This window comes from Roseibium aggregatum IAM 12614, from assembly GCF_000168975.1.
Taxonomy (GTDB): domain Bacteria; phylum Pseudomonadota; class Alphaproteobacteria; order Rhizobiales; family Stappiaceae; genus Roseibium; species Roseibium aggregatum.
On record NZ_AAUW01000010.1, the window covers coordinates 75797 to 97059 of the forward strand.

The window sequence follows — 21263 nt, forward strand, 5'->3', positions numbered from 1 at the left end:
CCCTTTCGATAAAGCTTTTGAGCTTTGGGCTTCTTAGAAGCCCATGCCGCCCATACCGCCCATGTCGCCGCCCGGCATTGCCGGACCGTCTTTTTTCGGCAGTTCGGCAACCATGGCTTCAGTGGTGATCAGCAGACCAGCGACGGAAGCTGCGTCCTGCAGAGCAGTACGGACAACCTTGGTCGGGTCGATGATGCCAGCTTCGATCATGTTGACGAACTGTTCGGTCTGAGCGTTGAAGCCGAAGGACGGATCGTCGTTTTCTTGGATCTTGCCAACAACGATGGAGCCTTCGACACCAGCGTTTTCAGCGATCTGACGGATCGGAGCTTCCAGAGCGCGCAGGACGATCTTGATACCGGCTGCGATGTCTGCGTTGTCAGACTTCAGGCCTTCAACGGCCTTCTTGGCACGCAGGAGAGCGGTACCGCCACCCGGGACGATGCCTTCTTCAACGGCAGCGCGGGTTGCGTTCAGAGCGTCGTCGACGCGGTCTTTTTTCTCTTTCACTTCGATTTCGGTCGCACCGCCAACGCGGATCACGGCAACGCCGCCTGCGAGCTTTGCAAGACGCTCCTGGAGCTTCTCACGGTCGTAATCGGAAGTGGTTTCTTCGATCTGAGCCTTGATCTGGGAAACGCGGCCGTTGATGTCGTCCTTGGAACCGGCACCGTCAACGATGGTGGTGTTTTCCTTGGTGATGGACACCTTCTCGGCGGTGCCGAGCATGTCGAGGGTCACGTTCTCAAGCTTGATGCCGAGATCTTCGGAGATCACGGTACCGCCGGTCAGGATCGCGATGTCTTCCAGCATGGCCTTGCGGCGGTCGCCGAAGCCCGGAGCCTTGACGGCAGCAATCTTCAGGCCGCCACGCAGCTTGTTGACGACGAGGGTAGCGAGTGCTTCGCCTTCAACGTCTTCAGCAATGATCAGCAGCGGACGGGAAGACTGAACAACAGCTTCCAGGATCGGCAGCATGGCCTGCAGGTTGGAGAGCTTCTTCTCGTGCAGCAGGATGTACGGCTTTTCCAGGTCAGCCATCATCTTGTCAGCGTTGGTGACGAAGTAAGGAGACAGGTAGCCGCGGTCGAACTGCATGCCTTCAACGACTTCGAGTTCCGTTTCGAGGGACTTTGCTTCCTCGACGGTGATCACGCCTTCGTTGCCGACTTTCTGCATCGCTTCGGCAATGTCCTTGCCGACCTGCTCGTCGCCGTTAGCGGAGATCGTGCCGACCTGAGCCACTTCAGCGGAAGTGGTGATGGTCTTGGAGGCAGCGGTCAGAGCCTTGACGGCTTCAGCAGCAGCGAGATCAACGCCGCGCTTCAGGTCCATCGGGTTCATGCCGGCTGCAACAGCCTTGGCGCCTTCCTTGACGATGGCCTGGGCCAGAACGGTTGCGGTGGTGGTACCGTCGCCAGCGATGTCGTTGGTCTTGGAAGCCACTTCGCGCACCATCTGGGCGCCCATGTTTTCGAACTTGTCTTCCAGTTCGATTTCCTTGGCAACCGAGACACCGTCCTTGGTGATGCGCGGTGCGCCGAAGGCCTTGTCGAGAACGACGTTACGGCCTTTCGGGCCGAGGGTTACCTTGACGGCATTTGCGAGAGTGTCCACGCCGCGCAGCATGCGCTCGCGAGCGTCTGAACCGAATTTTACTTCTTTAGAAGACATGTGATCGTCTCACTTATTTTGGAATTTGAATTGAGATCAGAAGCGGTTCGCGAGTGGTTACGCGATCACGCCCATGATGTCGGATTCCTTCATGATCAGGAGGTCTTCACCGTCGATCTTGACTTCGGTGCCGGACCACTTGCCGAACAGAACGCGGTCGCCAGCCTTGACGTCGAGCGGAACGATCTCGCCATTGTCCTTGCGGGCGCCGGTGCCGATGGCGATGATTTCGCCTTCCTGCGGCTTTTCTTTAGCGGTGTCCGGAATGATGATGCCGCCAGCAGTCTTTGCTTCAGAATCTACGCGGCGAACGACGACACGGTCGTGCAGTGGACGAAATGCCATAACACTGTTTCCTCTCATGAGCGCGCCCCACGCAATAGGCAGCGCGCGAGACATGAACATTGGGTTTCGTTGCACGGAAGGATGATGCCTCCCGTCACTTATTAGCACTCCTTAACAGCGAGTGCTAACAGCGCCATGGATTTATGTAGCCGAGGTCAGATTGTCAATGCTTTGTGACGAGAATTTAATCGCAATCGGTCCCGATGCGCCTATGGCCTAGTCAACAGATCCAGGCGGCGGAAATATGACGAAGCCTGAAGGTCTCCGACAACGCCGCTTCAGTTCGAGGCGGAAACGCTGAAAGGCAGCGTAAAGGCGCTCGTTGCACCGCCGACTTCATCGGTGAAACTCGTTTCAAGCTGGTAGTCGCCAGCCGGCAGGCCACTGAACTGGAAGGTGAGGGCGGCAGAGAGTTCGCGCTGCCTGGACCGGCCGCTACCCGAGAAGGTCGCGAAGTTTTCCTGTTCCGCCAGCACTTGCCCGGATTTGGTCAACAGCCTGTAGTCCGCCGTCAGCTCGTAGGCAAAACCGCCATCGGTTTCCCGAAAGCCATAACCCACTGGTTCAGCATAGACATTAAGCGCTTCGTCATCGGAAAAGACAGCGTCACCACGCGGCGTATAATGGCCGAACCCGCTGCTGGGGCCGGCAGAGAAAACCGCGACCATGAACGAAAGACCGGCATCCGACCATGCCTGGTCGTAAGCGGCAAGCGCGTTCTGGAAAGCTGCTGGAGGACTGGCGGGTGATTGGGCCTGCGCGGACATCAACCCCGCAGATACACCGGTTGTGATCACAACAGCGGACAGCATCCGCCTCAAAGCACGACTTCCCACCAGCATCATCCGTATCCCCGCACGCCTTTAAATCTTGTCGTTTTCAGCGATTTTTGCCGATATAAACCGACTTGTCCGATTAAACAAGGCAATGTGTGCGGCGCGGTAAACGCCGGGATTTCACGATGCTCAACACGTTATCCGCGAAACAAGAAAACCGGATTGCGGTTAAGGCGTCGCCGGTGACGGCCCTCACATGGTGCGGGCCGTCCAGGACTGGCGCTTGCGATAGATCGTCGAAGGGCTGATTTCAAGGGCGGCGGCAGCCATCGCAATGTTGCCGTCGAAGGCGTCAAGAGCGTCTTCGATGATACGCCGCTCCTGGGCCCACAGCGGTTCGATGGTTCCGAACGGCCGGCTTGGCGGCGGTGCAGCGCGCGACCGCTCGCGGGACAGGTCGATCAGAGTACCCGGCCGGCTGCTCTGGTCGCGGATGACCAGCGGCAGCATGTCATAGGTGACTGCGGCTCCATCGTTCATGACCACGATCTGTCGGATGGTGTTCTCAAGCTGGCGCACGTTGCCCGGCCAGGGGTAGGAGATGATCCGCGCTTCCGCGTCCGCGTCGAACCCTCTGAATCCGCGCCGCTCTTCCGCCGAATAGCGTTCCAGGAAGGTTTCGGCGAGCGGCAGAATATCGTCGCGGCGCTCCCTGAGTGGCGGCAGGTGGATCGGCAGAACGTGCAGGCGGTAGTAGAGATCTTCACGGAAGCGGCCGGCGGATATTTCCTGAACCGGGTTCCGGTTGGTAGCGCAGATGATGCGCGCGTCCACCTTGCGGGTGTGTGTGTCGCCAAGGCGCTGGAACGTTCCCGTCTGCAGGAAGCGCAACAGCTTGCTCTGCAAAAGAAGGTCCATCTCGCCGATCTCGTCCAGGAACAGCGTTCCGCCATTGGCCTGCTCGGCGGCGCCTTCGCGGTTGTCCGTGGCTCCGGTAAAGGCGCCGCGCACATATCCGAAAATTTCGCTTTCGATCAGATCCCGGGGGATAGCGGCGCAATTCAACGTCACGAACCGGTTGGAGCGCCGTTCGGAAAGGTCATGCACCGCAGCGGCGCACAGTTCCTTGCCTGTTCCGGATTCGCCGGTAATGAAGACCGGGGCCTGCGACGGCGCCATGCGCGCGATCTGGTCGTGAATGTCGCGCATCTGCGCGGAGGTGCCCACAAGCCGGTTCATTCCGGACGTTTCGGGTCTGACCGGAACTGTCCGGGCCGGTGGCGCGGAAAACTCCGGGAAAGAAACGGCGGGCTGCACGGTCTGCGGCGCTGCGGAAGCTGCCGGCTGAGTGGGCCTGCGTTGTTTCAACTGGAAGGAGATCTTGGAGGCAAGCGCATCAAGCGAGAAGGGCTTGGTCAGGAAATCATGCGCACCGGCACGCATGGCGCTGACGGCCCTGGAGACCGACCCCTTGGACGAGACCGCTATGATGACCGCCTTGGGGCAGCGGACCGCGTAGGCTTCCAGAGCTTCATCGCCGCCGATGGTTTCCAGATCGATGATCAGAATGTCGGTGGTCTTGTCTGCAAGGTCCTGCAGGCAGGAGGAGGATTCCGTGTACAGGATGGGGTCCGTACAGGCATGAGACAGCTTGGCGCAAACCGCAGATGTGCGGGCGGCCTCGGAGGCCGTTGCGTCAAGTACGCGTACTATAACAGGCAGCTCTTTGCCCTCATTACTCCCCATTGCTGGGTAACTCCCATCGCTGGATACGGGTCAATCGAGTATCGAAAGATTCGTCAATTTGATAATTCTCCGAACAGGGTAAACAAAGCGTTGTCAGAACGCGCAATTTGCAGTCGATCTTCGGCTTCGGCACAGAAAAGGGCCGAAATCAGCAAAATAATCCACTGGCGACGGGGCATTTGCCGGAAGGTGGGAGATCGCACGCCCGTGAGGGCTTAAAGAACGGCCACGAGGTATCCAGCCAGAAAACTCGCAAGGCAGAGGGCGACCACCAGCCGTGGAGCAACGGGATTAGCCAATGCAGCCTGCAGTTTGCTGACGCCCACCGAAGAGGGCTCCCGGTTTCGGGCTGGGGTTCCAGAGAGCAAAGGGGGCAGCGGCGACCGAGGTATGTCATACCCAAGATCCGTGACCGGCACGTCCCCTGTTGCAAGGCGCTGAGGCGCTATCGCCTCCGGTAAAAGGTGTCTCCCTTCCAGATCGATGTCAGCCTCGTCTTTGGTCGCAAGGTCTGGTGAACGCTCCAGCAATGCCGCCGCATGCGACGGAAGGAACTCCGGTGCGTAGCTGCCTTTCGGAATGGTGATCCGGACAGGATCCTCGGCACCGGAACCGGCATAATATTTCTCGAGCCTGCGCCGAAGCCGGGCCGCCTCGACACGAACGATCGGGTCCGTCACCGGATTGAAGTCTTCCGGCCGCCCGAGCGCTTCGACCGCGATCGTATAGCCTTTGATTTTTTCCTGTTGCCTGCTCAACGTGGCATTCACGACAAAGCCAAGGAAAGCCCGCAGTTGGGGAGCCGACTGGAATTCGGGACTTTTCAGGGTGTTGATGAGAGCGGCCTGTATCTGTTCCTCGCACGGAACCTGGTCCGGATCCGTTTTCTGGGCGATCGCTTCATCGGGCTCCAGGGAAAGAGGCGCACCCGGCACGGGGCGATCCTTGGCAGGCTGGTCTATCTTCGCATCCGGCGCATTCCCGCGCCGTGTCCGATATGTCGTTTGTTCGGCTGCATGCATATCAGCCCCCTGCAAGACGTATTAAGTGATCCGTCGCGAAAAGTTCCCTTGCGTAAATTTAGACGAAGTGCTCCCGATTGCAATGGTCAAAGAGACAAAGCAGCGTAACCGCAGAGGGTTGATGGTTGTGAGCCACTTCCGCTACACCGAACGCTGCGGCAAGTGCGAAAACACCAAAATTACGTGACGCATCAACCATAGTCGGGGACAAGTCACCGATTCCAGACTGCAAAGCGGTTGTAGATTCGGCCATGCATGGTTCTTAAGGCATGATTAACCAGTAACTTTTGATTCGCGTTGGAACTTTCGAATACCATGGGGCGGACAGGGACCATATTTGTAGCTATTTGCATGGCCGTGATCGCGCTGTCGTCCGCGACAGTCCTGATCTTCCAGTTCGGACGGCCGTTCGGCGAAGCTGTATCCCTGTCGCTTGCGCTCATGTGCACCATGATCCTGATCCATCTGCTGATCGGTCGCGCGCGCGACCGGGGCGCCGTGAGCGAGGCGGTCGACCGTCTGGAAGAACGCATGGCGGATCTGGACGAGGATGTCGGCAATCTGGAAGGCAGGCTCACGGGCATGGAACACACCATGCCGCGCCGCACCCGTGCCGAAATCGATCCGCTGTTTGCCGAAGTCGAGGTGCTGGGAACCTTGGTCAAGCAGATGGCCGAGGCCATGTCGGATCTGGAAGCGAGGGTGGAGGACCAGCAGGCCATCGCCCCACCGCCGCAGATGCCCAGCCTGCCGCGCTACCAGCAGCCCCAACAACCCTATCAGGGCGAAAACCGCCCTTCCTCTTCCTATCAGGCTCCGCAGAACTGGCCTCCGGTGCAGCAGCCGCAGGCCCCGCAGCGACAGCAGCAGGCCTCGGCACCCGCTTATTCTCAGGCGCCTGACGCCGGCTTGCAGGCCCCCTATGCTCCCGCGGCTGCGCCCGGGCGGGACATGAGTGATTTCGACCGCCGCTATGGCGTCCAGACACCGCGCCTCGGCGACAAGCCCGGGCATATTTTCGGCGGCGAGCAGCCGGTCCATAACGAGCGGGATTACGGGCACGAGCAGGATTACGCGTTCGATCTGCCGGCAGAGCATGAGCAGCGTCTTCCGGAACGCGCTGCCATGCCGGCGGAAAAGCCGAAGCCGAACATGGCCATGCGCGAACTGATCACCTCGGCGCTCAACGCCAATCGGGTGGAGCTGCACCTGCAGCCTATCGTGACGTTGCCTCAGCGCCAGGTGAAATATTATGAAGCCTTCACCCGCCTGCGGGACCATGGCGGCAATCTGATCGAGGCGTCAGCCTTTGTGCCGGAAGCGGTTCTGTCCGGTCAGATCGCCCGCATCGACAATCTGCTGCTGTTCCGTTCCATTCAGGTGGTCCGCCGGCTGACATCGCGCAATCGCAATGCCATCCTGTTCTGTAATATCTCGACGCAGTCGCTTGTCGACGAAACCTTCTTCCCGGGCTTCCTGGAATTCGTGAAGGCCAACCAGGATCTGGCGGATGTTCTGGTGTTCGAATTTTCCCAGGACGATGTCGCCCAGATGGGCGCACTGGAGCTGGAAAGCCTGAGCTCCCTGTTCGAAGCAGGGTTCCGCTTCTCCGTCGATCAGATCGTTGATATGAAGATGGACTTCAATTCGCTGGCCGGTCGCGGTTTCAAATACGGCAAGCTGCACGCCGACTATCTCATCGGCCGTCGCGAGGCCAAGCACGGCCACATTCATCCGTCCGACTTTGGCGATCTGCTGCACCGCTATGGCATGCAGTTGATCACCGACCACGTCGAAACGGAGTCTCAGGTGCTGGAACTGCTCGACTATGACGTCAAGCTTGCCCAGGGCAACCTGTTCTCACCGCCACGCCCGGTGCGCGCTGAAGTGCTCCAGGGTGCACCCGCGCCCGGCCCAAGACGGTCCGCCGCAGGCTGATCCACTCGCCTGTTCACTCGGTTGCAAAACTAAAAGCTATCGAGGGCTTACCAACGTTCAACGAACCAGCTTGACTGTCTTCTGACGTCAGCGGCCGCAACACGTAAAGAAGCAGGCAACATAAGGTCCTGTCATCAGCCGTCTTCCGCTGCCGCTCTCCCAACCCTCGGTGTCGCCCCGGACAAGCGCGCCGCAGATCCGGGGCCCACTCTCAAGCCACCTTGCCGAAGCGATTGACCCTGGATCGCAATGGTCCCCCTTGGAATGACGCTGACGGCGTTGGAGGCCCACACACAACACCGCCAGAAGCTTATCTCGCATCTAACATGAGCTGACGCCGGCAAAACCAAAAACGCCCCGGTTTGAGCCGGGGCGTTTGTCATTGCTGTGGTGTTGCAGGAGGCGAGGCGCTATCCCTGTTTGGGGCCGACGGTCACCACGGTGGGCGACTTGTCCGCCAGAAGGCGTTTGGCAACCCTTTTGACGTCGTCCAGTGTCACGGCCTCGATCTCGCTGTTGCGGCGGTCGAAATAGTCGATCCCCAGCTCGGCGTTCTGCAGCGCGACCAATTGACGGGCGATCTTGCCGGAGTTGTCGAAGCGCAAGGGGTATGAGCCGGTCAGATACTGTTTGGCGGATTGCAGTTCATCTTCGCTGGGCCCGGTCTCGGCCATCCGCCGGATCTGTTCCAGCATGATCTTCACCGTTTCGTCTGCACGGTCCGCCTTGGTTGCGGCGTTGCCGATCAGAAGACCCGTGTGCGCATAGGGAGAAAGAGACGTGCCGGCGCCATAGGAAAGGCCGCGTTTTTCCCGCACTTCCTCATACATCCAGGACGTGAAGGTGCCTCCGCCCAGAATGTGGTTCATCACGAAGGCGGCCTGATAATCCGGATCGTTGCGGGTCAGCCCCGGCAGGCCGAGCAGGATCGTTGTTTGCGGAACCGCCAGTTGCTGGTTCACCTCTGTCCCGAAGTCCGGTTCGAAATCGGCGATCTCGATGAGCTGGCCTTCCTCCGGTAGCGGAGCGAAAACCTTGTCGAGAACACCGGCGAGGGTGTCCGCATCGATTGCGCCGACAACACCGATGATCAGTCCCTTGCGGGCAAGAAGCTTGCCCTGCTGGCTTTCAAGATCAGCCGCGGTCAGGCCGCTGAGGGTCTCGGCGGTGCCGATCGTCGGCCGGGCGTAGGGGTGATCGCCGAACATGGCTTCGGCGAGGGACCTGCCGGCGATCGCGTCCGGGTCGCTTTCATTGCGTCTTGCGCTTTGTGAAAGCTGATCTTTCATGCGCTCGACCGGGGCTTCATCGAAACGCGGCTGATTGACGGCCAGGGCCAGAAGGTCACTCGCTTCTTCAAGGGTCGGCGTCAACGTGCGCAAGCTGCCGTAGAACCGGTCCTTGCCGGTACTGAAGTTGATGCTGACGGCGAGTTCTTCCAGTCTGGACTGGAAGGTCTCGGAATCCATTTCACCCGCGCCTTCATCAAGCGTGGCAGCAAGCAGACGCGTCAGGCCTTCCTTGCCGGCCGGGTCCTGTGCGGAACCGCCGTCGAAGGAAAAATCGAGCGCGATGATGGGCACGGTGTGGTCTTCCACCAGCCAGGCCGTGATGCCTTTCGGGCTGGTGACTTCCTGGATCTCGACGGCCTGCGCCAACCTCATCAGGCCAAGCAGGGCAACGAACGACAGGGCGAGTGCGGAAACGGGACCGCGCAATGCGAATAGAGTTTGTGCCATGATCAGGACTTGTCCTTCATCTGGGGCGCGTCGGATTGGGCGGCATCAGGCACCACCGGCGGTTCCATGCGCAACTCGCCGGTCACTGGCACGCTGGCGAGATAGGTGCGGGCCGCATCGACAACGTCCTCGGGCGTGACGGCCTGCACCTGCGAAGGCCAGGTCTGGACATCCTCGACCGTTTGTCCGGTGGTCAGGGCGCCGCCAAACAGGCGTGCCAGTCCGGACTGGCTGTCCTGGGCATAGATCGCGCTAGCGATCATGCTGTTCCGGGCCCGTTCGACTTCGTCTTCGGTGACACCTGTTTCAATCAGCTTGTGAAGCTCGGCCTCGATCAGGCGTTCCATGTCCTCCAGCGTGTAGCCTGGACGCGGCACGGCGTAGACGCCGAAGCGGCCATCGTCGAGGGCGCTGCCCTGGTAGTAGGCCCCGGCATTCAGGGCGACTTCCTGATCGAGGACCAGAGCTTTATGCAGACGGCTGGAAGGCCCTTCACCGAGGATGTAGGACAGGATGTCCAGCGCCTCGGGGGTGCGGCCCTTGCCGGTGGTCTGGCTCGGCACGATCCATGTCTGCGACAGGGACACCTGACGCACACGCGGGTCGGAAACGGCTATGCGCCTTTCTCCGGCAAGCGGCGGTTCGGCCGGGCGGACGCGCTCACCAGGCTCGGCGCGCCGGGCAACCTTGCCGTAGGTTTCCTCGGCCAACTTGTGAACTGCATCCACATCCACATCACCGGCGATCACCACCACCGCGTTGTTGGGCGTGTAGAAACGGTCGTAGAAGGCAATTGCGGCTTCCTTGTTGAGCGCTTCGATTTCGCTCTGCCAGCCGATGACGGGAGACCCGTAGGGGTGGTTGACGAAGGTGATGGAATTGAGGGCTTCCTGCAGCCGCGAACCAGGCTCGCTGTCGACCCGCATGCGCCGTTCTTCTAGAACCACGTCCCGTTCCGGCGTCACCACGTCGTCGGTGAGGACCAGATTCTCCATCCGGTCGGCTTCCAGCGTCATCATCAGCGGCAGGTGCTGCTTGGCGACCTTCTGGAAATAGGCGGTGTAGTCGGTGCTGGTGAAGGCGTTCTCCTGGCCACCGCGATCGGCAACCATCTTGGAGAATTCCCCGTTGGGATGGTCATGCGTTCCCTTGAACATCAAATGTTCGAGAAAATGCGCAACACCCGACTGGCCTTCCGGCTCGTCGGCGGAGCCGACCTTGTACCAGATCATATGGGTGACTACCGGCGCACGGCGATCCGGAATGACCACCACCTGCAAGCCGTTGTCCAGCGTGAAGCTTTCCAGGTTCGGCGCAATCGTCAGATTGCCGGTGGCTGCCGGGGCGGAAAAGGCGGTTGCCGGAATGAGAGCCGTGCCGCCGGCAAGCAGGAACGCGGGCACCAGCACGAGACCGATGGAACGCTTCAACCGCCGCACGGGGGACGTCGTGGCGTGTCTTGAGTGGGATGGGTTCACATGCAACTCCCGTTCTTTGTCTTCCAGACAGCATGCGCTTCAACAAGGGGAGGGGAAAGCGCAAGGCCGGATAATTTCAAGGTGGCCAACAAAAAAGACCTCCGGACTTACCCTCCATATAGGAGGTGCGGTCCGGAGGTCCCGTTACATTTTTGTCATCTGAGCCGTGGGCCGGAGCCCCGCTCACCGATCGATCATTTACAGAAGGCCTGATCGCCTTCCAGGCAGCGCGGATCAAGCGGCGTGGAACTGTATTCGTCGTAATTGGTCGGCTTGCGCTTTTTCTTCACGACTTCCGGCATCGGTGCATCCGGCGACGGCGTGCTGTAGCCGGTGGGCGGGTCGGTCAGATAGCGGCGTGCGGACAGGCCGTTCTGCTCGATACCGGCCTGCTGGGACCGCAACTGCTGCAGGCGCTCCCATTCGGCCTTTTGCTCCGCGCGGGTCAGCTTGCCGCCCTCGGTAACCTCGTTGAACCGCCGCTCCGCTTCCAGATCGCGATTCTGGCCGGTCACACCGGTGATCTTGAAGCCGCGCATCTGTTCCGGCGTCAGCGCTTCGCTGTTCATGCTGCCTGCCTTGCCGGAACTTGCATAAATCTGCTTCAGCTCGCTCAGCTCTTCGCTTTCGCGCTGTTTGGGCCAGTTCTGATCGTTCACGCCGGCGACATTGGTCTCCGGTTCGGGCAGGTTTGTCGGCTCTGCAGGCATGGCAAGCGGCGCACGGGGTTTGTATTCGATCTGCTTTTCGTTCGGATTGACAGCGCCAAGGCCTTTCATGACCGAGTCGACAAGGGCGACATCCGGTGCCTGGCTCGTGCCATCCGCCGCCTGGCACGCGGCCAAACCGGCCAGAAGCACCAGCACTGCAGAATTCTTTACAAACCCAACTAACGTCCGCACTGCGCAGACCCCTCGATTTCTCATAAAATACAGCCGGCAGCACTTCGCCCGCGATAAGTCGTTGTCCAGCCTAAACCACTATTTTGCGGCTGAATTAGGACCGTTTCGAAAACTGTCATACAGGAGACCGGCGACGCCCGCAACGATCCACACATCCGCCAGGTTGAACACGTACCAGGAGAAGGTGCCGACGTGGAAATGGACGAAATCGACCACGGCGCCAAAGGCCAGTCTGTCGATGCCGTTGCCGATTGCCCCGCCGATGACGAGTGCCAGCGCAAGCGCCACAAGGCGCGACGGGCACCGCGCCGACCAGACCCACAGGCCAATGGTGACGGCAATCGTCACACCGGCCAGGAGCCAGCGGCCCAGATCGCTGTTCTGCTGGAACAGGCCATAGGAAATGCCGCGGTTCCACACCAGCACGATCTCCAGAAACGGCAGAAGATCGACCGGTCCGTTGCGGGCAAGATCGAAGCCGTAGACCAGCCAGAGCTTGCTGCCCTGATCGATGGCAACGCCGACCAGCGCGATCAGCAGCACGAAGCTGCTGAAACGGCCCCAGAGAAGGGGCCGTTTCGTTTCTTTGAAAGATGGTTCCTGCGATGTCATCGTGACGGGGATCCCTGCCGCTCAGGCCGGGGCATGGGCTGCGTCCCATTCACGCAGGGCAGCGGCGTCGCGCAGGGTCACGTCCGGATACTCCGGATCGGAGCCGACTTCCGGCAGCACTTTCCAGGAGCGGGCGCATTTGGTGCCCTCGGCAAGACCCGGCACAACGGCAACACCCTTGGTGTCGCTGAGCGTGAAGGCTCCCTCCGGTGCCGGTTCGCTGCTGAGCTTCAACTGGCTGGTGATGGCGATGTCTGCCATGTCCTTGCCCTGAAGCGCGTCCATCAGTTCCGGGTCGGTCACATGCACGACCGGGTGCGCTTCCAGCGACGAACCGATCCGCTTTTCACGGCGCTCGATTTCCAGCGCACCGGTGATGACGCGGCGCACCGTCTTGATTTTCGCCCATTTGGCCGCCAGCGCATCGTCGCGCCATTCGGCAGGCACGTCCGGAAACTGCTGCAGGTGAACGCAGGTGTCTTCGCCGTAGCGGGACGTCCAGCTCTCGTCCATGGTGAAGGGCATCATCGGTGCCAGCCAGGTGACCAGGCAATCGAACAGCTTGTCGATCACGAAGAGAGAGGCCTTGCGGCGCACGGACGAAGCCGCGTCGCAGTAAAGCGCATCCTTGCGGATGTCGAAATAGAAGGCCGACAGTTCCACCGTCATGAAGGTGAAGAGCTGGTGGAAGACCTTCTTGTAGTCGAACTCCCAGTAGGCTTCGCGGATCATCTTGTCGAGCTCGGAGAGCCTGTGCAGCATCAGCCGCTCCAGCTCCGGCATGTCGGCCAGGGCAACTTCTTCGCCGGTGGCATGGGCAAGCGATCCCAGCATCCAGCGCAGTGTGTTGCGCAGCTTGCGGTAGCTGTCGACGCTGGTCTTGATGATCTCCGGCCCCAGGCGCTGGTCTTCCCAATAGTCGGTGGAAGCCACCCACAGGCGCAGGATGTCAGCGCCATACTGCTTGATGACGTCCTGCGGGAACACCTGATTCCCGAGTGACTTCGACATCTTGCGGCCGTCTTCGGCCATGGTGAAGCCGTGGGTCAGAACGGCGTCATAGGGCGCATGACCGCGCGTGCCGCAGCTTTCCAGGAGCGAGGAGTGGAACCAGCCGCGATGCTGGTCGGAGCCTTCCAGATAAAGGACGTAATCCTCGCCGCCGTCGGTCTTGCGCTTGGGCGCAAGGTCTTCACGCTGTTCCAGCACGAAGGCATGGGTGGAGCCACTGTCGAACCAGACATCCAGAATGTCGGTAACCATGTCCCACTCGTCGGCCTTGTAGTCGTTGCCCAGGAAACGCTCCCTGGCACCGTCTGCAAACCAGGCGTCGGCACCCTCAGATACAAAGGCATCGTAGATGCGCTTGTTGACGGCTTCGTCCTTCAGGACTTCCGAGGTGTCCTTGTGAATGAAGACGGTGATCGGAACGCCCCAGGCGCGCTGGCGCGAAAGCACCCAGTCCGGCCGGTTTTCGATCATCGAACGCAGACGCTTCTGGCCGGCACCCGGCACGAAGCGAGTCTCGTCGATGGCGGTGAGCGCGCGCGTGCGCAGCGTGTCGCCTTCGCCGGAAAGCTGCTTGTCCATATAGACGAACCACTGCGGCGTGTTGCGGAAGATCACCGGTTTCTTGGAGCGCCAGGAATGCGGATAGGAATGCTTCAACCGGCCAAGACCGATCAGGTTGCCGCTTTCCTTCAGTTTCTCGATCACGGCCTTGTTGGCCTTGCCCTTCTCGCCCTTGTGCGTGATGACCTCACAGCCTTCGAAGCCCGGAGCTTCCTTGGTGTAGAAGCCGTCATCGGCAACGGTGAACGGGATGGCGGTGTTGATGCCGCGCGCTTCCAGGTCGGCCCGGTTGGTCATCCAGATTTCAAAGTCGTCCGTGCCGTGGCCCGGTGCGGTGTGGACGAAGCCCGTACCCGCGTCGTCGGTGACATGGTCGCCGTCCAGCAGCGGCACGTCGAAATCGTATCCGCCGAGGTCGAGACCGGCCAGCGGATGGGCACAGGTCAGCGTTGCCAGCTCGTCGTTGCTGACGGATCGCACGCGTGTGAAATCGGTGATGCGGGCATTCTTGAACACTTCGCCGGCAAGCGCATCTGCCAGAAGCAGCTTGTCGCCCTTCTGGACCCAGTTGTCGTCCGGAAGCCCGTCCTGCGTAACCTTATAAAGGCCGTAGTCGATCCGCGAGGAATAGCTGATGGCGCGGTTGCCCGGGATGGTCCAGGGCGTGGTCGTCCAGATCACGACGGCAGCGTCCAGGAGTTCCTCGACCGCCGCTTCATCGCGTCCGCCGGCGCTTTCGATCGGGAATTTCACCCAGATCATGTCGGACTGGTAGTCCTGATACTCGATCTCGGCTTCGGCAAGCGCCGTCTTTTCGACAACCGACCACATCACCGGTTTGGAGCCGCGGTAAAGCTGGCCGGACGTGGCGAACTTCATCAACTCCTGCGCGATGATGGCTTCGCTCTCGAAGCGCATTGTCAGGTAGGGATTGTCCCAGTCGCCTTCGATGCCGAGGCGCTTGAATTCCTTGCGCTGCACGTCGATCCAGTGCTCGGCGAATTCGCGGCACTCGCGGCGGAATTCGTTGATCGGCACCTCGTCCTTGTTCTTGCCCTTGGCGCGGTACTGTTCCTCGATCTTCCATTCGATCGGCAGGCCGTGGCAGTCCCAGCCCGGCACGTAGTTGCTCTCGTATCCGGTCATCTGCATGGACCGGGTGACGATGTCTTTCAGCGTCTTGTTGAGCGCGTGGCCGATGTGGATGTTGCCATTGGCATAGGGAGGCCCGTCATGCAGCACGAACTTCTTGCGGCCCTTGCCCTGTTCGCGCAGCTTTTTATAGACGTCCATCTGTTCCCAGCGGGCCAGGATTTCCGGCTCCTTCTTGGGAAGTCCGGCGCGCATCGGGAATTCGGTCTGCGGCAGGTTCAGCGTTTCGGAATAGTCGCGTTTATCTGTCTCGGTCATCGTCACGTCGATCCGGTCGTTCGGGCCCTGGGCCCGCGTCATTTGTCAGGATGATTGCCGTCCCGTTTTCGGGCAGCAACATGAAATCAGGAAGTCCCGGTCCCTGGCGCCGCATTGCCGCGTCAGCCGAAGGCCGGGCAAGTAATTCGCGTAATCGCGGTCGTCGGTCTGGCGACGACTATGAGAGCCTTGTGTTGCATGGCAAGGGACATAGCAGCACTTCGGCGATGAATAAAGATGTTCCGGCAAATCCTGTGTTGTTTGTCTGTGCTCCTGCCGCAGGACGTTCTGAAATCGGCGTCGGGTAACCGAATATGAATGTCTTTGCGCCATGGATAGGCCCGGATTGGGACGGGTGAGCGACGGACAGACCGGCAAGATGACCAATGAAGCGGAACAGGTGGCGATGGGATCGCCGGAAGCGGGAGCGCAGGCAAGCCTCTGGTCCCGCGGTGTCGTGACCGGCGACTGGCTGAGCTGGGACAGGATCGGCTTTGCGTGCCTGTGTTCGGCAATCGGGTTTACGCTTTGTCTCCTCTGGATGCTGGTTCTGCCCAACAGTTTCGGTGCCCCCAACGGCACGTTGCTGATGGATTACCTGAGCTTCTGGCTCGCAGGTGGCCAGGCCCTCAACGGCACGCCGGAGGTGGCTTACAGCCCCGCAGCCTTTTCCGCGCTCCAGCAGCAGGTCACCGGGTCGGATACTGTCTTCGGCTTCTTCTATCCGCCGACCTTCCAGATGCTGCAGATGTCATTTGCACTTCTGCCCTACAAGATCGCGTTTGCCGCCTTTATCGGGATCACCACGGGCCTGTTGTGCCTGGCTTGCCGCTTGATTGCAGGCAATTGGCTGCTGGCTGCCTGTCTGATCCTCATTCCGGCCTGCGCCAACAATGCCTTTCACGGGCAAAACGCGGCCCTTACCGCTGCGCTTTACGGGTTCTTTCTTGTCGGGATCGAGCGGCGGCAAATGGTCTGGGCCGGTGTTGCGCTGGGACTGCTGACCATCAAGCCACAATTGGGCATTCTGATTCCGCTGGCCCTGATCGCCAGTTTCAACTGGCGCACGTTCCTCAGCGCATCCGTTACAACGCTGGTGTTCGCGGCTCTCAGCGTCGCGGTGCTCGGCTTTGGCGTCTGGCAGGCCTTCTGGGTGCAGGCACCGGTGGCCTCCGCCATGATGGAACTGGGCGGCGTGGAATGGGTCAAGATGATCTCGGTCTATGGCGCGGGCAGGGTGCTCGGGCTCGGTCATCTTCCGGCGATGATGTTTCAGACCGCCTTTGCCCTTGCCGCTGCCGCCTGCGTGTGGCGGGTCTGGCGCCGGACGGAGGCTATGGCGGTGCGGGCCCCGGTTCTCGTCGGCGGCACCTTGCTGCTCACGCCTTTTGCCCTTTCCTACGACCTGACGCTGATCATCATTCCCTGCGCTTTCCTGATCCGCGAGGGGCTCAGAAACGGTTTTCTTCCCTATGAGAAAATCGCGCTCTTCATTGTCATCGCCCTGTCGGCATCCACCAGCCCGTTTGCGATCTGGCTGGGCCTGCCGATTGCGCCCCTCTTGCCGGTGATGCTTGTCTGGCTGGGTCTACGCAGGTTGCAATCGGTTGCCACTGGCGCGGAACGCAGCCGCCTTGACGGCGCGGTTGCCGGTTCACTTTGAGGCCATCTGCCTCAGCTTGCGCTCCCGGTGGGTGATGTAAAGCCCGCTCATGATGATAAGGGCAATCCCGAGCCAGGTCGGCCCGTCCGGGAAATTGGAAAACACCAGATAGCCGAACAGGGTCGCGCTGACGATTTCGATATATTGCAGTGGCGCCAGCAGACTGGCATTGCCGCGCTGAAACGCGGAAACGACGAGCCCGTGGCCCGCAAAGGAAATCAGGCCGATCAAGGCCAGCAGGCCGGTCTGGGGTGCATCCGGCATGACGAATTCCATGCCTTCGATCCCGGTCAGATACCCGATCAAAAGCCCGACGCCGAGCAGCAGCGAGCCGGACAGGCCGGCGCTGAACTGGATCGTCAGCAGATCGTCGCGAACGGGATAAAGCCTGTTGAGCAGCAGGTAGAAGGAAAACAGAACTGCGGTTGCCACCGGCAGCAGGCTGACGATGCCGATTTCGGCCAGTGTCGGCCGCAGCACGATGATGGCGCCCAACAGACCGACAAGAATGGCGCCAATCCGGCGCGGGCCGACCTGTTCCTTCAAGAGCACCGCCGCCAGGATGGTGAGGACCATCGGCTCTACAAAGAAGATCGAGATCGCGGTCGCCACCGACATGTACTTCACTGCGGTGAAGAAACAGAGTGATGCCGTGCCCAGCAGGATACCGCGCAGGTAATTCACGACCGGCTGCTTGCCCTTCAGATGCATGAGACGGCCAGTGACCAGTGCAATGCCAAGGCTGATCAGAAGCTGAAAGAAAAAACGGCCGAAGGTGACTTCAATCGGCGGAAGCTCCGCCGACAGATATTTGGCGGTAATGTCCATGACCGGCAGCAGCAGCATGGCCGAGGTCATCAGAAAAATTGCTGTCAGCGGGTTCTGCTCGACATCCCCGGCCTGTGAGGAACTGGACTGACGCTTCATCGTGCTGCAACCTCCGGAGCGTCTTCACTGCTGAAAACCGCGCAAACAGGGATATCGCTGCCTATCCGGCGATCGGGCGGCCGCCCTGGACATGGACCGGCAACAGGAAAAGGCTGGATAAAGACTCCTGCGTCGTTTGCCGCAGGATTGATTTCCGATCTGTCTTCCTTGTGAAGTCGAACGCCTTCCGGGGCAAGCCGGGAAACGGGCGAACCGTCAGAAACGGGAAAATATTTGCCGGCAGCTCAGGCAGAAAGGTCGAGCAGCTTCATGTCGAGTTCGGAAAGGGGTTGCAACGACCCCAGTGCGGCGCGGGCTTCTTCGCTGTCCCTGTCCATCTGGGCGATCAAGGCCTCGACCGTATCGAACTTTTCCTCACCGCGCAGGTAGGACACCAGGTGGACACGCAGCGTCTTGCCGTAGAGATCTCCCGTGAAATCGAACAGGAACACTTCAAACAGGGCTGCGCCATTGTCGAAGGTCGGGCGGCGTCCGTAACTGGCAACGCCATCGTGCCAGGTGCCCTCGACACGGACCTTGACGGCATAGATGCCCTGCTTCAACGGGCAGGCCTCGGAAAGGCTCATATTGGCTGTCGGATAGCCGAGATCACGGCCCCGCTTGTCGCCATGGCGCACGTCCGCATCGAAGAACCAGCGGTAACCCAAAAGCCCGTTTGCCTGGGCAATATCCCCCCGCGACAGGCTTTCGCGGATCCGAGTGGAGGAAATGACCTCGGCGCCTTCATCTTCCTGCTGCTGCACGATTGTCACGCCGAAACCGTGATTGGCCCCGGCTGACCGCAGATAGTCCGGCGTGCCTTGCCTGGCGCGACCGAAGTGGAAGTCATATCCGGTGACCGCATGGGAGATGCCGAGCGTATCGATCAGGATATCCTGAACGAAGGCATTGGCCTCGATGCCCGCAAACGCCTTGGTGAACGGCAGGATGAGCGCGCCGTCGAGCCCGCACAGGCGCAACAAGTCGAGTTTCTGCTGCGGTGGTGTCAGACGGAAGACGGGTTTGGACGGATTGAAGACCGTCCGCGGGTGCGGTTCGAAGCTCATCGCATAGACTGGATGATGTGTCCCGTGACCTAGGCCGAGAGCCGCATCCAAGACGGCGCGGTGCCCCCTGTGAACGCCATCGAAGTTGCCAATGGCCACGATGCCGCCTTTCAGGTCTGCCGGAAAGGCATCCAGACTTTCGATGACCGGAAAGCCGGAAGGATCTTTGGAGCTCATGCGGCAAACCTTCGCGCAAGGATGACGGCAGAACGGAGCGAAGCGTCGGCCCGTTTGCAGGAACACGCCGGCAAGATCCCCGGTGAGGTCCCGCCAACTTTGGCGTGGAACCTGCCGTCAAGCAAAGCAAAGGTCAAGATGGGGATATGCTGAAGGCCAGGTCCACACCCTGGCCCTTGCGGGCTCAGTCCGTCAGAGACCCGATTGATCCTCGTCCCGGCCGGGAACCTTCACCAGCGCTTCCCCCTCCAGAACCACGGTGCCGTCGACGCTGCAAATGCACGACAACCGGGCCCGATTCCCGCGCTCCATCAGTTCCTCGACGGTGACCGTCACCTTGACGTCGTCGCCGATCCTGACCGGGGCCTTGAAATTGAGTGTCTGCGACAGATAGATGGCGCCGGGGCCGGGCAGCCGGGTTCCGAGCACGGCCGAAATCAGGCTGGCCGTATAAAGGCCATGGGCGATTCTCGTCTTGAAAGGCGTGCGGGCGGCGAAGTGTTCAGACAGGTGTATAGGGTTCCGATCGCCGGATACTTCCGCAAAGCCGACTACATCAGAAGAACTAACATGCTTTACAAGTTCTTCACTCATACCCACCGAAAGATCTTCGAAGCAGAGTTTTTGCAGTTCCAACATTACGATTCCCGCCCTGATTTGTCTTGATTTGCAGTAGGCGGACGCTAGGGGGTGCAAGGTTTTCTGGCAATTGTGCTTTGGGCGAAGAAAAAAACGTCTGCTATTAACGGTCTTTTCAGGGGCGGCCGGTAGATTGCGTGGAGTGTGGGGAGGTGAGGACACAATAATGTGTCGCTCTCCTTCGAAGTCATAACGCGTTTCCACCGGCCCACGGCCAGGGGCCGCGCAAATTGACAGTATGGAGTAGACAATGGCCCTTGATCTTCAGATGCCGGTCCTCGTGGTCGATGACTACAAAACGATGATTCGCATCATTCGGAACCTGCTCAAGCAACTTGGTTTCGAAGACATCGACGATGCTGCGGACGGCACCGAAGCTTTGGAAAAAATGAAACAGCGCCGCTATGGCCTGGTGATTTCCGACTGGAACATGGAGCCGATGACCGGTTACGAGCTGCTGAAGCAGGTTCGTGCCGACGGCAGCCTCAGCAAGACGCCCTTCATCATGGTGACCGCTGAATCCAAGACGGAAAACGTCATCGCCGCCAAGAAAGCCGGCGTGAACAACTACATCGTGAAGCCCTTCAATGCTCAGACATTGAAAGGCAAGATCGAGGCGGTCTTCTCCGACTAATTTCTTGCACTTGGCGGAGGCCAGCCCTGCGGCACACCTCCGCCAGTGCCAGACGGATGCACATGATCGGCGCGGTCTTGCTGGGCAGGCAGGCCGGGTCTGATTTGGTGCACCCGAAAAGTAATAGCGGTTCCAGAGCATTTCGGATCTGCGCTTCGGAGGATGCTTTCAAATGGAAAGGCTCGACCTAGTGGCTAGTATGAAACAAGAAAACATTGCCCGAGTCATAGACTTCCTTCAGGAAAACAAGAGCAGGCAAGGCGAAGTTTCCCTGACGGACGTGATGCATCTTGCAGAGGTCATGTCAGGTTCAATGCATGATTTCCTGTCGACGGTCCAACCGGCCGTCACTGAGGAACTGACTGCTATTGCCAAGGAAATCCGTCGCATGAAGGAGGAAATCTCCCAATTGCGTGCCAATGACATGACAGGCAGCAAGATCCCGGACGCCGGACGGGAACTGGATGCCATCGTGGAAGCGACGGAAGCCGCCACCAACACCATCATGGAAACGGCTGAAGAGATCATGGGAGCTGATGCCAGCGACCACGATGCCTATCAGGAACTGGTCAGCAACAAGATGATCAGCATCTTCGAAGCCTGCACCTTCCAGGATATTACCGGCCAGAGAATTTCCAAGGTCGTCGAAACGCTCCGCTACATCGACGAGCGCGTCACCTCGTTCATCGAGCAACTGCGCATTCCCGAAGATCTGGATGCGGCCCTGGTCGAAACCGAATCGGAGCGCCGCAAGCGCGAGCTGATCCTCCATGGTCCGCAGCATTCCGGCGAAGGCGTCTCCCAGGACGATATCGATGCCCTTCTGGGCGGTGCCCAGGCGGATATCGACAAGCTGTTCGACTGATCCGGACTGAAGAAAAGATTTCGAAGGGCTCTCCATCGGAGGGCCCTTTTTGGTTTTGAACATTCTCTCCGTCGCCA

17 protein-coding genes are annotated in these 21263 nt (G+C 60.0%); 4 read left to right on the plus strand and 13 right to left on the minus strand.

The window, feature by feature from the left end:
- Window positions 1-33 precede the first annotated feature (33 nt).
- The 5 genes from groL to SIAM614_RS30605 form a co-directional block, all read right to left on the minus strand.
- Complete coding sequence (gene groL / locus SIAM614_RS14780) at window positions 34-1674, minus strand: chaperonin GroEL (RefSeq protein WP_040440318.1); 1641 nt, start codon at window positions 1672-1674, stop codon at window positions 34-36.
- 57 nt (window positions 1675-1731) lie between these two features.
- Window positions 1732-2019, minus strand: a complete 288-nt coding sequence (gene groES, locus SIAM614_RS14785; RefSeq protein WP_006935644.1) for a co-chaperone GroES — start codon at window positions 2017-2019, stop codon at window positions 1732-1734.
- A 278-nt stretch (window positions 2020-2297) separates the two neighbouring features.
- Complete coding sequence (locus SIAM614_RS14790; protein WP_157139872.1) at window positions 2298-2861, minus strand: hypothetical protein; 564 nt, start codon at window positions 2859-2861, stop codon at window positions 2298-2300.
- Window positions 2862-3047: 186 nt separating this feature from the next.
- The gene (locus SIAM614_RS14795; RefSeq protein WP_006935646.1) at window positions 3048-4541 is read right to left on the minus strand and encodes a sigma-54-dependent transcriptional regulator; all 1494 of its coding nucleotides are present in this window, start codon (window positions 4539-4541) and stop codon (window positions 3048-3050) included.
- Between the two features lie 215 nt (window positions 4542-4756).
- Window positions 4757-5476 carry a hypothetical protein gene (locus tag SIAM614_RS30605; protein WP_157139873.1) on the minus strand — a complete coding sequence of 240 codons (720 nt, stop codon included), beginning with the start codon at window positions 5474-5476 and terminating at the stop codon, window positions 4757-4759.
- A 438-nt stretch (window positions 5477-5914) separates the two neighbouring features.
- On the opposite strand from SIAM614_RS30605, the gene SIAM614_RS14805 reads away from it, so the two are divergent.
- Window positions 5915-7501 (plus strand): EAL domain-containing protein, encoded by a 1587-nt coding sequence (locus SIAM614_RS14805; RefSeq protein WP_006935648.1) that lies wholly within the window; start codon window positions 5915-5917, stop codon window positions 7499-7501.
- A gap of 410 nt (window positions 7502-7911) precedes the next feature.
- On the opposite strand, the gene SIAM614_RS14810 is transcribed toward SIAM614_RS14805, so the two are convergent.
- From SIAM614_RS14810 to ileS, 5 genes are all read right to left on the minus strand, one after another.
- Window positions 7912-9240, minus strand: coding sequence for a M16 family metallopeptidase (locus SIAM614_RS14810; protein ID WP_040440327.1), 1329 nt, complete (start codon window positions 9238-9240; stop codon window positions 7912-7914).
- Window positions 9241-9242: 2 nt separating this feature from the next.
- Window positions 9243-10643 (minus strand): M16 family metallopeptidase, encoded by a 1401-nt coding sequence (locus SIAM614_RS14815; RefSeq protein ID WP_407636307.1) that lies wholly within the window; start codon window positions 10641-10643, stop codon window positions 9243-9245.
- Between the two features lie 269 nt (window positions 10644-10912).
- Window positions 10913-11584 (minus strand): hypothetical protein, encoded by a 672-nt coding sequence (locus SIAM614_RS14820; protein ID WP_006935654.1) that lies wholly within the window; start codon window positions 11582-11584, stop codon window positions 10913-10915.
- A 114-nt stretch (window positions 11585-11698) separates the two neighbouring features.
- On the minus strand, window positions 11699-12232 hold the full coding sequence (gene lspA / locus SIAM614_RS14825; protein WP_006935656.1) for a signal peptidase II: 534 nt from the start codon (window positions 12230-12232) through the stop codon (window positions 11699-11701).
- Between the two features lie 21 nt (window positions 12233-12253).
- Window positions 12254-15214, minus strand: a complete 2961-nt coding sequence (gene ileS, locus SIAM614_RS14830) for an isoleucine--tRNA ligase (protein ID WP_040440365.1) — start codon at window positions 15212-15214, stop codon at window positions 12254-12256.
- Between the two features lie 355 nt (window positions 15215-15569).
- On the opposite strand from ileS, the gene SIAM614_RS14835 reads away from it, so the two are divergent.
- Complete coding sequence (locus SIAM614_RS14835; RefSeq protein WP_006935660.1) at window positions 15570-16877, plus strand: glycosyltransferase family 87 protein; 1308 nt, start codon at window positions 15570-15572, stop codon at window positions 16875-16877.
- Here the strand turns inward: SIAM614_RS14835 and SIAM614_RS14840 are convergent.
- The 3 genes from SIAM614_RS14840 to SIAM614_RS14850 form a co-directional block, all read right to left on the minus strand.
- The gene (locus tag SIAM614_RS14840) at window positions 16869-17804 is read right to left on the minus strand and encodes a DMT family transporter (RefSeq protein ID WP_006935663.1); all 936 of its coding nucleotides are present in this window, start codon (window positions 17802-17804) and stop codon (window positions 16869-16871) included. The genes SIAM614_RS14835 and SIAM614_RS14840 overlap by 9 nt on opposite strands.
- Window positions 17805-18049: 245 nt before the next feature.
- A complete protein-coding gene (locus tag SIAM614_RS14845) occupies window positions 18050-19048 on the minus strand; it encodes a bifunctional riboflavin kinase/FAD synthetase (protein WP_006935664.1) in 999 nt (332 codons plus the stop codon).
- A 192-nt stretch (window positions 19049-19240) separates the two neighbouring features.
- Entirely contained in the window at window positions 19241-19687 is a 447-nt protein-coding gene (locus SIAM614_RS14850) for a MaoC family dehydratase (RefSeq protein ID WP_006935665.1), read from the minus strand.
- Between the two features lie 250 nt (window positions 19688-19937).
- On the opposite strand from SIAM614_RS14850, the gene SIAM614_RS14855 reads away from it, so the two are divergent.
- Both SIAM614_RS14855 and SIAM614_RS14860 read left to right on the plus strand, forming a co-directional pair.
- Window positions 19938-20321 (plus strand): response regulator, encoded by a 384-nt coding sequence (locus tag SIAM614_RS14855; RefSeq protein WP_006935666.1) that lies wholly within the window; start codon window positions 19938-19940, stop codon window positions 20319-20321.
- Between the two features lie 199 nt (window positions 20322-20520).
- Window positions 20521-21186, plus strand: coding sequence for a protein phosphatase CheZ (locus SIAM614_RS14860; protein ID WP_006935667.1), 666 nt, complete (start codon window positions 20521-20523; stop codon window positions 21184-21186).
- Window positions 21187-21263: the final 77 nt, after the last annotated feature.